The organism is Sphingobium sp. B1D7B (assembly GCF_025961965.1).
GTDB lineage: Bacteria > Pseudomonadota > Alphaproteobacteria > Sphingomonadales > Sphingomonadaceae > Sphingobium.
The window spans coordinates 1,488,722-1,501,027 of the sequence record NZ_JAOQOR010000001.1 but is presented as its reverse complement, the minus strand read 5'-3'; the positions used below and the strand labels follow the sequence as shown (position 1 = coordinate 1,501,027).

At 65.0% G+C, this 12,306-nt stretch carries 15 protein-coding genes; 6 read left to right on the top strand and 9 right to left on the bottom strand.

Annotated elements, in window-relative coordinates:
* Positions 1-84: 84 nt before the first annotated feature.
* Positions 85-702: a glutathione S-transferase family protein gene (locus M2336_RS06780; protein WP_264574416.1), complete on the top strand. Its 618-nt coding sequence runs from the start codon at positions 85-87 to the stop codon at positions 700-702.
* Between the two features lie 21 nt (positions 703-723).
* On the opposite strand, the gene M2336_RS06775 is transcribed toward M2336_RS06780, so the two are convergent.
* Positions 724-2,019, bottom strand: a complete 1,296-nt coding sequence (locus M2336_RS06775) for a hemolysin family protein (protein ID WP_264574415.1) — start codon at positions 2,017-2,019, stop codon at positions 724-726.
* A gap of 189 nt (positions 2,020-2,208) precedes the next feature.
* Here M2336_RS06775 and M2336_RS06770 point away from each other — a divergent pair, with 189 nt between their 5' ends.
* Positions 2,209-2,883 carry an OmpA family protein gene (locus M2336_RS06770; protein ID WP_264574414.1) on the top strand — a complete coding sequence of 225 codons (675 nt, stop codon included), beginning with the start codon at positions 2,209-2,211 and terminating at the stop codon, positions 2,881-2,883.
* Positions 2,884-2,937: 54 nt separating this feature from the next.
* Here M2336_RS06770 and M2336_RS06765 read toward each other — a convergent pair whose 3' ends face one another.
* From M2336_RS06765 to M2336_RS06735, 7 genes are all read right to left on the bottom strand, one after another.
* On the bottom strand, positions 2,938-3,558 hold the full coding sequence (locus M2336_RS06765; protein ID WP_264574413.1) for a MarC family protein: 621 nt from the start codon (positions 3,556-3,558) through the stop codon (positions 2,938-2,940).
* The gene (locus tag M2336_RS06760; protein ID WP_264574412.1) at positions 3,555-4,262 is read right to left on the bottom strand and encodes a hypothetical protein; all 708 of its coding nucleotides are present in this window, start codon (positions 4,260-4,262) and stop codon (positions 3,555-3,557) included. Before M2336_RS06760 ends, M2336_RS06765 begins: the two co-directional genes overlap by 4 nt.
* On the bottom strand, positions 4,259-5,155 hold the full coding sequence (gene folD / locus M2336_RS06755) for a bifunctional methylenetetrahydrofolate dehydrogenase/methenyltetrahydrofolate cyclohydrolase FolD (protein ID WP_181558672.1): 897 nt from the start codon (positions 5,153-5,155) through the stop codon (positions 4,259-4,261). The genes M2336_RS06760 and folD overlap by 4 nt, the downstream gene beginning before the upstream one ends.
* Positions 5,152-5,475, bottom strand: coding sequence for a DUF167 domain-containing protein (locus M2336_RS06750; protein WP_181558671.1), 324 nt, complete (start codon positions 5,473-5,475; stop codon positions 5,152-5,154). The genes folD and M2336_RS06750 overlap by 4 nt, the downstream gene beginning before the upstream one ends.
* A gap of 13 nt (positions 5,476-5,488) precedes the next feature.
* A complete protein-coding gene (locus tag M2336_RS06745) occupies positions 5,489-5,782 on the bottom strand; it encodes a YggT family protein (protein ID WP_181558670.1) in 294 nt (97 codons plus the stop codon).
* 110 nt (positions 5,783-5,892) lie between these two features.
* Positions 5,893-6,807: an acetylglutamate kinase gene (gene argB / locus M2336_RS06740; RefSeq protein ID WP_181558669.1), complete on the bottom strand. Its 915-nt coding sequence runs from the start codon at positions 6,805-6,807 to the stop codon at positions 5,893-5,895.
* Positions 6,808-6,958: 151 nt separating this feature from the next.
* Positions 6,959-7,642: a queuosine precursor transporter gene (locus M2336_RS06735; protein ID WP_264574411.1), complete on the bottom strand. Its 684-nt coding sequence runs from the start codon at positions 7,640-7,642 to the stop codon at positions 6,959-6,961.
* A gap of 181 nt (positions 7,643-7,823) precedes the next feature.
* Between M2336_RS06735 and M2336_RS06730 the strand changes: the two genes are divergently transcribed.
* The 3 genes from M2336_RS06730 to M2336_RS06720 all read left to right on the top strand — a co-directional run bounded on the left by M2336_RS06730 (position 7,824) and on the right by M2336_RS06720 (position 10,343).
* A complete protein-coding gene (locus M2336_RS06730; RefSeq protein WP_181558667.1) occupies positions 7,824-9,056 on the top strand; it encodes a NupC/NupG family nucleoside CNT transporter in 1,233 nt (410 codons plus the stop codon).
* A gap of 22 nt (positions 9,057-9,078) precedes the next feature.
* Entirely contained in the window at positions 9,079-9,747 is a 669-nt protein-coding gene (locus tag M2336_RS06725; protein WP_264574410.1) for a glutathione S-transferase family protein, read from the top strand.
* Positions 9,748-9,953: 206 nt separating this feature from the next.
* Positions 9,954-10,343, top strand: a complete 390-nt coding sequence (locus M2336_RS06720; RefSeq protein WP_264574409.1) for a hypothetical protein — start codon at positions 9,954-9,956, stop codon at positions 10,341-10,343.
* Positions 10,344-10,539: 196 nt separating this feature from the next.
* Here M2336_RS06720 and M2336_RS06715 read toward each other — a convergent pair whose 3' ends face one another.
* Positions 10,540-11,004: a cupin domain-containing protein gene (locus M2336_RS06715; RefSeq protein WP_264574408.1), complete on the bottom strand. Its 465-nt coding sequence runs from the start codon at positions 11,002-11,004 to the stop codon at positions 10,540-10,542.
* 119 nt (positions 11,005-11,123) lie between these two features.
* Here M2336_RS06715 and dapE point away from each other — a divergent pair, with 119 nt between their 5' ends.
* Positions 11,124-12,278, top strand: coding sequence for a succinyl-diaminopimelate desuccinylase (gene dapE / locus M2336_RS06710; RefSeq protein ID WP_264592737.1), 1,155 nt, complete (start codon positions 11,124-11,126; stop codon positions 12,276-12,278).
* Positions 12,279-12,306: the final 28 nt, after the last annotated feature.

Below are 12,306 nucleotides of genomic sequence, written 5' to 3'. Positions count from 1 at the left end.
TAGACCACGGCCCCTTGCCTTGACTCTGCCCCTTGCCATCAGGGACAAGGGCGCGGGGGATCAATCATTTGCAAGGGCACGCCTATGATCGTCCACCATCTCAACAATTCCCGCTCGCAGCGCATCCTGTGGATGCTGGAGGAGTTGGGGCTGCCCTATGAATTGCGCCGTTATGAGCGCGATCCCGAAACGATGTTTGCGCCCGCTGCGCTCAAGGCGGTGCATCCGCTCGGCAAGTCGCCGGTGCTGGAAGACGAGGGCCGCGCGCTGATCGAGAGCGGCGCGATCGTGGAGTATCTGGTGGAGAAATCCGGCCAGTTCGGGCCGCCCGATGACGCTGACGGTAAGCTGCAATACCGCATGTTCCTGCATTATGCGGAAGGATCGATGATGCCGCCGCTGCTGCTCAAGCTCGTGCTCTCCCGCATTCCGCTGGTCGGCAAGGTCGCCGTCAAGCGCATCCAGCCGATGATCGACGTGCATCTCGATTATGTCGAAGCCGAGCTGAGTCGGCGTCCGTGGTTTGCCGGCAACCAGATCAGCGGCGCTGATGTGATGATGAGCTTTCCGCTGGAGGCCGCGCGCAGCCGGGGCGGGCTGGACGAGAGCCGTCCCGCGACCATCGCCTGGCTGGACCGGGTGCAGTCACGGCCTGCCTATCAGCGCGCGCTGGAGGCGGGCGGGCCTTATGCCTATGCCTGAGCGAACGCCCGCGCGTGCGGCTTAATCTTCCGCGCTGACCAGCAGCTTGTCGATCTTGCGCCCGTCCATATCGACGATCTCGAACCGCCAGCCCTGCTCGCTGAAATGCTCGCCCTCTTCGGGCAGGTGGCGCAGCACGGCCAGCGCAAAGCCGGCAACGGTCGCGTAGTCGCGGTCTTCGGAGAGATCGAGGTCGATGCGCTCGGCCAGCGCGTCGATGGCCATCTGGCCGGAGACGAGCAGGCTGCCATCCTCCCGCTCCGTGACCATCGGCTGGGTGTAAAGATCGCTGTCCGACGCGAACTCGCCAGCGATGGCGGACATGAGGTCTGCCGGGGTCACAATGCCTTCGAAATGGCCATATTCGTCATGCACCATCACCATGGGGGCGTCGGCCTCCCGCAGGCGATTGAGGGCGTCCATGGCATCCACCTGATCGGGCACGATGGAAACGGGGCGCATCAGTACCCGCAGGTCCAGCGCCTCTCCCCGGAACAGCGCGGCCATCACGTCACGCGCCTGCACGACGCCGATAATGTCCTCCACGCTGCCCTGCGCCACCGGCAGGCGGGTGTGCGGGGTGGCGAGCAGCTTCTCGCGCAATTGCTCGGCGCTGGCATCGGCATCCAGCCAGTCGACATCGCGGCGCGGCGTCATCACTTCACGCACCGGCCGGTCGGCCAGTCGCACCACGCCGGAAATGATCGCGCGCTCGCTTTCCTCGATCACGCCGTGCCGGCTGGCTTCCGCCACGATGAGCTGCAGTTCCTCCGCGGTCACATGGTCCGAGCCTTCGCGCTTGAGGCGCATCAGCTTGAAGATGACCTCGCTGGACTGATCCAGCACCCACACGATCGGCGCGGCGACCCGCGCCAGCATGATCATGAACGGCGCGACGAAACAGGCCAACGGCTCGGGATTGCGCAGCGCAAGCTGCTTGGGCACCAGCTCGCCGATGATCAGCGAGACATAGGTCGTCGCGACGATCGCAACGCCAAAACCGGTGTTCTGGGCCAGGTTCGCGGACATGCCCAGATAGGCGAAGATCGCGCCCAGCGGGCCACCGAGTTTATCGCCCGAATAGGCACCGGCGAGAATACCGATAAGCGTGATGCCGATCTGGACGGTGGACAGGAAGCGGCCCGGCTCAGCGCTGAGGCCCAGCGCGGCCCGTGCCCCATGCTTGCCATTGCGGGTCATGGCCTCCAGCCGTGGCCGGCGTGCCGAGACAATGGCCAGTTCGGACATGGCAAAGACGCCGTTGAGCGCAATCAGCGCGAGGACGATGGCGGCATCGAGCCAGGGAAAAGGCGGCATGGTCTCTTCTAAAGGGGGTTGTTGGCTGAAAGCTTAGCGGCTTTCGCTACGGAAAGCCACTTGCAACATTGCCGGGCAACATCGCAGGCCGGCAAGAGTTCCCTCGTTCAGGAACTAATCAGGTTCCCGCGCCGTTAATGGCTGGGTTCCCGCGTAACAGCGTGGGAGGCCAGACTTGAGGAGATAATCATGAGCCTTCGCAGCCATTCCCCCTTCGCGCTTGCCGGTACCGCTTTGGCGGCGCTGGCCCTCTCCGGCTGTGTGACCGATCCCGAAACCGGCAATCGGACCATTTCGAAGGCCGCCATCGGCGGCGTCGGTGGCGCGCTCGGCGGCTATCTGCTCGGCGACATTTTGGGCGGCCGCAACGACCGCACGGAGAAGATCGTCGGCGCGGGCATTGGTGCCGTGGCCGGCGCGGGCGTCGGCGCTTATATGGATGCGCAGGAGAGGAAGCTGCGCCAGCAGACCGCCGGCACCGGCGTCGATGTCGTTCGTCAGGGCGATGAATTGCTGCTCCGCATGCCGTCCGGCATCACCTTCGCGACCGATCAAGCCACGGTGCAGCCGCAGGCACAGTCCACGCTGGATCAGGTGGCCTCGACCCTTGCGGAATATCCCAAGACGATGATCGACGTGCTGGGTCACACCGATTCCGACGGCAGCGAGGCCTATAATCAGGCACTCTCCGAGCGTCGCGCGCAGGCCGTGGCCAATTATCTTGGACGTCGCGGCGTCGATCCGGTCCGCATGGCGACGATGGGCTATGGCGAGACGCGCCCGGTCGCCAGTAACGAAACCGCTGACGGCAAGGCGCAGAACCGCCGCGTGGAAATCAAGATCGTGCCCGCCGTCGCGAGCTGAACGGTATGATGGGAAGGGTCGGGGAGCCGTCTCTCCGGCCCCTTACCTCTCAAATCAGAGAATGCTCTGGCGCAATCCGTCGATCACGAACTGGACCGCAAGCGCCGCGAGAATCACACCCAGCAAGCGGGTAATGACCGCCTCCACCTGACCGCCGAACACCCGCATGATCGGGCCGACCGCCAGGAGCGCTGCCAGCATCAGCAGCAGATTGGCCGCGAGCGCGAAGAGCACGATCGCCGTCTCCTGCGGACCCGTCGCCCGCGCCATCAACAGCATGATCGTCGCGATCGACCCCGGCCCGGCGATCATCGGCATCGCCATAGGGAAGATGGCGACATCCTCGATTTCCGGCGTTTCCTTGATCTTCTGCGCGCGGTCTTCGCGTCGCCGCGTCCGCGTCTCGAACACCATGTCCATGGCGATGAAGAACAGCATGATGCCGCCCGCGATGCGGAACGCCTCCAGCGTGATGCCGAGGGTGCGCAGGAACGCTTCTCCCGCCAGCGCGAAGGCGAGCAGGATGCAGGCCGCCACGATCACCGCGCGCACCGCCATGCTGCGACGCTGGGCGCCGCTCGCGCCCATGGTGAGGCTGCTGAAGATCGGCGCCGTGCCCGGCGGGTCGATGACGACGAACAGCGTGATGAACGCCGCGAGGAAGAGCTCCATCATCGCGGGCGCTCCGCCACCGTCTCTTGAATGACCCGCTCCTCACCGGCACCGCGACGCAGGAAGACCTCCAGCGTCCGCACATCGCCGCTCACCGCCCATGTCCAGCGCAGCGACCCGTCCTCGGACTGCGCCGACCCGCTGGCCGGCGGCGGGTCCGGCAGGCGCACGATATCGCGATCGCGCCGCTCCGGCCGCTCATCCCGCCGCGCGCAATCGGCGACGGAGGCCTTGATCATGCCGTCCGCCTCGCCGCTCCATGGCGTGTCGCTGGTGGCCGTCATCACCCACTTATAATCACCCTTGCGCTGCTGGCGCCAAAGCGTGACGAACCGCGCCGCTTGCCCGTTCGCCCGCTCCAGCGACCCGGTCGCGGCGGCATAGCTGCCATCGCAGGCGATGAAAATCTGCTGCGGGCTCCAGCGCACCGGCTGGGCGGGGTCCGATTGCTGCTTGAGCCAAGCCTGCGCATTGAGCGGGCCGGGCGCGAAGATCACGGCGTCCTTGTCGGCCAGCTTGCGCAGCGCCGTCCATTGCCCCTCCTCGCGCGCCTGGCGGGCCATGCCCAGTTCGGCAGCGACGATGGCGCTGGGATTGGCCGTGCCGACGCCGACGCTCGGCATCATCTGGCGCTGACTTTGCGCAGGACCAGCCGCCACGCCCAAGGAGAGCGTGGCGAGCAAGGCAAAGGCAGCGCGGCGGATCAAAGGCCCTTGGGTGCGGGCAGACCCGCGCGAACGTGCGCGGCGACCAAAGTGTTGCGCAACAGCACCGCGATGGTCATCGGACCGACGCCACCCGGCACGGGCGTAATCGCCGCGACATGGTTGATCGCCTCGGCGGTGGCGACGTCACCGACGATCTTGCTCTTGCCGTCCTCATCGCCCTTCACGCGATTGATGCCCACGTCGATGACCACAGCGCCCGGCTTGATCCAGCTGCCCTTGACCATTTCCGGCCGGCCGACCGCCGCAACCACGATGTCCGCGCGGTGGACCACGCCGGCCAGATCATGCGTGCGGCTGTGCGCCACGGTCACGGTGCAGCTTTCGGCCAGCAGCAGCTGCATCATCGGCTTACCGACGATGTTCGAGCGGCCGATGACAACCGCTTCCTTGCCGGAGAGGTCGCCCAGCTCGTCCTTGAGCAGCATCAGGCAGCCAAGCGGCGTGCAGGGCACCAGCGCGGTGGGATCGCCCACCGCCAGCTTGCCGGCATTGACGACATGGAAGCCATCGACATCCTTGGCGGGATCGATGGTGGCGATCACCGCCTTGTCATCGAGATGGGCAGGCAGCGGCAGCTGGACGAGAATGCCGTCCACGCTATCATCGGCGTTCAGCTCTTCGACCAGCTCGATCAGCTCTTCCTGGCTGATCGTCGCGGGGCGCTTGAACTCAAGGCTGTTCATGCCGATTTCGACCGTCGCCTTGCCCTTGGAGCGGACATAGACGCTGCTCGCCGGGTCTTCACCGACAAGCACCACCGCGAGGCCCGGCTTGCGCCCGGTCTTCTCCACGAAAGCGGGGACTGCCTCAGCCATCCGCCCGCGTAGCTTCGCCGCGAATGCCTTGCCGTCGATTTCCTTGCCCAAACTCATGTCGCGCTTCGCTCCTTCTCAGCGATCTCTCTCAAAGACTGTTCCGTGTGCGGATCAGCACCCGCAATGCGCAGGCGCTTTAGCCGGTTGGTATCCCCTGTCTCCAGCAAAATCGACGATCCGGGCACGCGCAGATGTCGGGCGAGCAGCGTCAGCAGGGCGGCATTGGCCTTGCCCTTGTCCGGCGGCGCGGTGACGCTGGCCTGCAACCAGCGCTGCCCGGCGGCATCCGTGAACGTCCCGCCAACACGCGCGCGCGCAGCCTTGGGCGTCAGGCGAATCGCCAGCAGCAGGTCTGCGCCGTCACGACGAAGCGGCACGGCGCACGTCCGCTCAGAGCAGCAGGCTTGCCAGCGCGGTCAGGCCCGGCCCCTGCAGGATGATGATGATGATGAGCACGACCATCGGCGAGAGATCGAGCGCGCCGAGATCCGGCATGATCCGGCGGATGGGCCGATAGAGCGGCTCGGTCAGCCGGTCCAGCGCGACCCAGATGCTGCGCACGATATCATTGCTGGTGTTGATCACGTTGAACGCGATCAGCCAGCTCAATATGGCCTGAACGATGATGATCCACCAGGCGACATTCAGCAGGATCGCCAAGGTCTGGATAAGGGCAACGGCCATGGTTCGTCCTGTGGTGGAAGGTTGAAAAGAGTCTAGCCCAGCGGGCCTAGCGGCTGCAAGTTGCTTGAGGGCGGTAATTTTCTACCGCCATAGCCCCCGCGCGCCGCGCGTTACAGATGCACCAACGTGCCGGCGCCCTGGCGGGTAAACACCTCCAGCAGCATGACATGCGGAATGCGACCATCCAGAATGACCGCCGCTTCCACGCCGCCCTCGACAGCCTTCACGCAGGTTTCCACCTTGGGAATCATGCCGCCGGAAATCGTGCCATCCTCGACCAGACCGCCGATCTTCGCCGGGGTCAGATCGCTCAGCAGATCCTTGTCCTTGTTCAGCACGCCCGCCACGTCAGTGAGCAGGAAGAAGCGCTTGGCGCCGAGTTCAGCGGCAATCGCACCCGCCATCGTATCGGCATTCACATTATAGGTGTGCCCGTCGGCGCCAATGCCGACCGGCGCGACCACCGGAATGATGCCGTCGCGCGAGAGACTGTCGAGAATGCGCCGGTCGACCTTCACGGGGTCGCCGACGAAGCCCAGATCGACATTGCGCTCGATGCCGCTGTTCGGGTCCGGCTCGCGCTTTCCGCCGACCTTCTCGCACAGCACCAGACCGCCATCCTTGCCGGAAATGCCGACCGCGCGGCCACCTGCCTGGGCGATCCAGCCGACGATCTCCTTGTTGATCGATCCGGCGAGGACCATCTCGGCGATCTTCGCGGTTTCCTCATCGGTCACGCGCAGGCCGTTCACGAACTTGCTCTCGACGCCCAGTTTCTTGAGCATCGCGCCGATCTGCGGCCCGCCGCCATGGACGACCACGACGTTGATGCCGACCATCTTCATCAGCACGACATCCTCGGCGAAATCGCGCGCGGCTTCCGGGTCGCCCATGGCATGGCCGCCATATTTCACGACGAACGTCTCGCCGGCATAACGCTGCATATAGGGCAGCGCCTCGGTAAGGGTCTCGGCCTTGGCCAGCAGGGCGGGATCGGGTGCGTGATCGGTCATGCGCGGGCGCATAAGGCTTTGCGGCCCGCGCTGCAAGAATGGAGGGATCTGGAATCCCTTACCTCCCCGTTCGCCCTGAGCTTGTCGAAGGGCCGTGCTACTTCTTTCCCTCCCTAAAGAAGAATAGCGAGGCTTCGACAAGCTCAGCCCGAACGGATTTACATTACCGGTCGAGCCGGCGCCCCAGTGCCACGAACGCATAGATGACCGGCGGCACCAGCAAGGCCGAGAGCAGCACCTTGGCGAGCATCTGCCCCACCAGCAGCGCCCCGATGGGAAAGACGCCGTAAAAGGCGATGGTGACGAACAGCAGCGTATCGACGATCTGCGAGAGCACGCTCGCCGTGCCGGCGCGCAGCCACAGCAGCCGGCTCCCCGCCTGCCCCTTGAGCGCAGCGAAGATGGTGACGTTGAGGATCTGCGAAATACCGTAAGCGACGATGCCGCCCGCCCAGATGCGCGGCGTGCCGGACATGATCATGGCGAAGGCTGCCTGCCGCTCCGGCGCCATTTCGTGCGCGGCCGGCAGGGCCAGCACGACCACGGAGAGCAGGATCGAGACGATCAACGGGATGAAGCCCAGTAGCACCAGCCGGTTGGCGACGGCCCGGCCATGCAGTTCCGCCACTGCGCTCGACACAACGACCAGCAGGAGGAAAGCGAAGATGCCGGCTTCTACCGCCAAGTCCCCCAAGCCGAGCGCCGAGCCGATGGCGCCGAGCGGCCCGAGCGAAACCTGTTTGTTGCCGAGAACACCGGCGATGCACACCATGCCGCCATAGAAGACGGACAGGACGAACAGCGAGCGGGCGATGGGTGCGGACGAGGCCTGAGCGGGTGCGGTCATCCCCGTCGCTTAATGCCTTTGCAGCGAGGCGGGAAGAGACCCTGTGCGTGCATGCCACGCGCCGCCGTGCAACGACACCCGGCGCCGCGCAGCCGATTGCCGCGCTGCAGCGCGCCTGTATAAGCGATTCGCGCTGATGGCCCTTTGGCGGGCCATGCGAACAGGGGACAGCCGCCACTCCATGCCCATCCTCATCGGCCTCGTTGGCATCGTCGCGATTCTTGCCATCGCCGTGCTGCTCTCCGGCAACCGGCGCGCCATCCGCCTACGCGTCGTCGCCGCCGCCTTCGCCTTGCAAGCCGGCATCGCCCTGCTGGTTCTCTACGTGCCCGCCGGCAAGGCCGCCATCGCCGCCATGTCGCATGGCGTGGGCAATCTGCTCGGCTATGCGCAGGCGGGCACGAACTTCATCTTCGGGCCGCTCGCCCGGCCGGAGGTCGGCGGCACCAGCTTTGCCATCGCCGCCCTGCCCGTCATCATCTTCTTCGCGAGCCTCGTCTCGATCCTCTATTATCTTGGCATCATGCAGTTCGTCATCCGCTGGGTCGGCGGCGCCATCCAGAAGGTGACCGGCATCTCACGCGTGGAGAGCCTGTGCTGCGCCGCCAATGTGTTCGTGGGCCAGAGCGAAAGCCCGTTGGTCATCCGGCCCTACCTCGCCAGCCTCACACCGGCCCAGCTGTTCACCGTGATGACGAGCGGCATGGCTGGCGTCGCCGGCACGATCCTCGCCGCCTATGCCTCGATGGGCATCCAGATCGACTATCTGCTCGCCGCCGCCTTCATGGCCGCGCCGGGTGGCATCTTGATGGCCAAGATCATCATGCCGGATAATCCGGACGATGCCGAGATCGAGCCGGTCATTCTGCCCGATGCCACCCATGAGGAGGAGAAGCCCGCCAATCTCATCATGGCGGCCGCGCAAGGCGCGCAGACTGGCGTGAAGCTGGCCGTCGCGGTCGGCGCGATGGTGCTTGCCTTCGTGGCGCTGGTCGCGCTGGCCAATGGCCTGCTCGGCGGGGTCGGCAACTGGTTCGGCTATCCCGATCTCAGCTTCCAGATGCTAATCGGCAAGCTGTTCGCGCCGGTGATGCTCCTGCTCAACATTCCGTGGAACGAGGCGCAGGTCGCGGGCGGCCTGTTCGGCACCAAGGTCGTGCTCAACGAGTTCGTCGCCTTTATCGAGCTGGGGCAGGTGCAGGCCACGCTATCGCCCGCCACGGTGGCGATCACCACCTTCGCACTGTGCGGCTTCGCCAACTTCTCGTCCATCGCCATCCAGATGGCAGTGACCGGCAGCCTGGCGCCTAATCAGCGGCCGATGATCGCCCGACTCGGCATCAAGGCCCTGATCGCCGGCAGCCTCGCCAATCTGATGAGCGCGGCGCTGGCCGGGCTGATGCTCAGCCTCTGATCGAGCAAGGGGAGATGTGCGGATGCTGAAGCTCATCATCGGCAACAAGGTCTACTCGAGCTGGTCGCTGCGCGGTTGGCTGGCCGCCAAGCAATCCGGCCTGCCCTTCGAGACAGTGCTTGTCCCGCTGTTCGACGAGGCGTGGGAGGCCCGCAAGGCGCAGAGCGACCTCGCCGTATCCGGCGGCAAGGTGCCGACGCTGTGGGATGGCGACATCGCCGTGTGGGACAGTCTTGCCATCATCGACTATCTCGACGCGATCTCCGGCGGCACCCGCTTCTGGCCGCAGCACACGGCAGCGCTGGCGCTTGCCCGCTCGATGGCAGCGGAAATGCATTCCGGTTACCAGCCGCTACGCCAGACCTGCGGCATGAACACCCGCCACATCCTCCCCCCGCGCGATCTCGGCCCCGATGTCGCCGCCAACGTCGGGCGCATCGTAAGCCTGTGGGAACAGGCCCGCTCGCGGTTCGGGGCAGAGGGCGATTATCTCTTCGGCCCCTTCGGCGCCGTGGACATCATGTTCGCGCCGGTCGTCTCGCGCTTCGTCACCTATTCCATCGCAGTACCGCCAACAGCGCGCGCCTATATGGACGCCATCCTCGCCCACCCATGGATGCGCGAATGGCTGCACGATGCCGCGCGGGAAAGCTGGGTCATTCCGCGGCTGGAGCCAGCGGGCGCGGGATGATGTTTTCGGGGGAGCGTGGGACAGTCTGCAACCTAGCTCGAACCCGCTCCCCTTGAGGAGGGATGCGGAAACTTGGCAGCGTTGCCTTAGGCCGTACACTCGTAAATGCGTGCCAGAGTGTGGACGCTATACCCGCACCGCGTAGTAAACGCAGGTGTGCGTTCGACCCAATTGCAGAAGTTTAACGCTCCAGTATTCTCGACAAGATGCTGAACGAACGCCTGCGTAACCTGCCCTATCTCGTCCACACCAATCGAGAGCTTGGTCTCATGTTGGCAGGGAAAAAGCCGTTGGCCTACTTTGTCGATGGCAAGGACCGTTTCCCGGAGGTTGTTTGTCGATACCTGCGCCTGTTTGACGGCCATGTCGAAGCAGGGCGGATCGTTCGATACGATCATTCATCAGACGCCACTTGGGGGAGCCGTCACCATATTCTTTATGCCCTTCCAAGCGAGAAATGGCGCATTCAAGCTATGCTCGATCTCATCTTGAGCGATGATCCATGGTCGTCCGATCATGAACGACGAGAAGGTGAACTACTTGGGTATGCCGATTGGATGAACGATTACTGGCTGGAGCAAATATACCGGCGCTAAGATCTCATCAATCACGGTCATTCCGCTTATGGGTTTACGGCCCCGTCAAAGCTGGCAGAGGGTCCAGCGATCTAAAGATCAAAGATCACCTACCCCTCATCCAACTCCGCCTAGCCGCTGATAGCGGCAAGGCTGCGTATCCTTCTCCCGCAAGGGGAGAAGGTGGACGAAGAATCGCGCAACTTAGCCTTTACACTCACGGCAGGCGCTCGGCTCCATAAGGCGTGCCATCGCGATGCTGATAGCCGCCGACCGTGAAGATCATGTCGATATCTGAATAGCGCCCGCCGGCATCGCGATTCCCCGCGCTCAGGCAGATGAAGGTGCAATTCGTATCGCTGCGATTGACGAGATGATGGCCATTGGCGACGCCCGCGGCCCAGGCCACGCAATCGCCGGGGTGCAGGATGGTCTCGCCTTCGTCCTCGATCAGCACCGCCTGCCCGGACAGCATGATCAGAAACTCATCCTCGCCCAGATGCCAGTGCCGCTGCGAGGACCAGGCGCCCGGCTCCAGCACGACATGGCTGGCGCCCAGATGCGTCAGGCCGGCATGGCGCCCCAGCCGCCGGTGCCAGCGCCCGGCCACAGGCTCGTTGAACGGCGGCGGATAGCCCGTGCTGTTGCTCTGCTCCACCTGCTCGATCTCGATCTTGGGCATGTCGGCTCCTCCTGTGTTGCGCCCCTCCTCGCTACCGCAGGGGGCCCATCACCGCCAGAGGGAGCGCAGGGCGCGGACCTCGCTTCCCTTGGCGCGCAAGCTTGGCTAACGCAGGCGCCATGAGCACCGCCCCGTCCCTCACCGATCCTGTCGCGCTTGCCGAAGCGCTGATTGCATGCCCGTCCGTCACACCGGCGAGCGGCGCGGTGTTCGATGCGCTGGAAGCGATGCTGACCCCGCTCGGCTTTACCGTCGAGCGCTTCATCGATGGCGAGCCGCCGCACGGGCCGGTGGAAAATCTATTGGCGGTCCGCCGGACGGGCGATGGCCCGCATGTCGCCTTTGCCGGCCATCTGGACGTGGTGCCCCCCGGCGAAGGCTGGACGAGCGACGCCTTCCAGCCCGAGCGGCGCGGCGAGTTGCTCTACGGGCGCGGCGCTGTGGACATGAAGAGTTCCATCGCGGTGTTCGTCGCGGCCATCGCGCGGGCCGATGCCGAGGGCACCTCGCTGCCCGGCACGATCAGCCTGCTCATCACCGGCGATGAAGAGGGCGACGCCGTCTACGGCACGCGCGCGCTGATGCGCCACATGGCCGAGCGCGGCGTGACGCCCGATGTCTGCCTCGTGGGCGAGCCAACCTCGGTCCAGCGCCTTGGCGACATGATCAAGATCGGCCGGCGCGGCTCGGTGAACATGTGGATCAGCGTTGAGGGCATGCAGGGCCATGTCGCCTATCCGCATCTGGCGAAAAACCCGATTTCGCCGCTGGTGCGCATTTTGTCCGCCATTGAGGCGATCGAACTGGATCAGGGCACCGACTGGTTCCAGCCGAGCAATATCGAAATTACCGACCTGCATGTCGGCAATCCGGCAACCAATGTCATTCCCGCAAAGGCCACGGCCCGTATCTCGATCCGCTTCAACGATTTGCATCGCGGTGAGGATCTCGTTGCCCGAATCCGCACCCTGGTGGAGGCCGAAGGCGGCACGCTGCGCGCCATGATCAGCGGCGAGTCGTTCCTCACCCAGCCGGGTCCGTTTTCAAGCCTGATCAGCGAGGCGATCGCCGCCGAAACCGGCGTCACACCGGAACTGTCCACCAGCGGCGGCACCTCGGATGCCCGGTTCCTCTCGGCGCTTTGCCCGGTCGTGGAGTTCGGTCTGCTGAATGCGACGATGCACAAGCTGGATGAGGCGGTGTCGCTGGCCGACATCGAAAGCCTCACGCGCATCTACAAGCGGATCCTGAGCGCAGCCCCAACGCTCGGTTGACGCGGCGGCACTAGGGCGAACCGCTCAG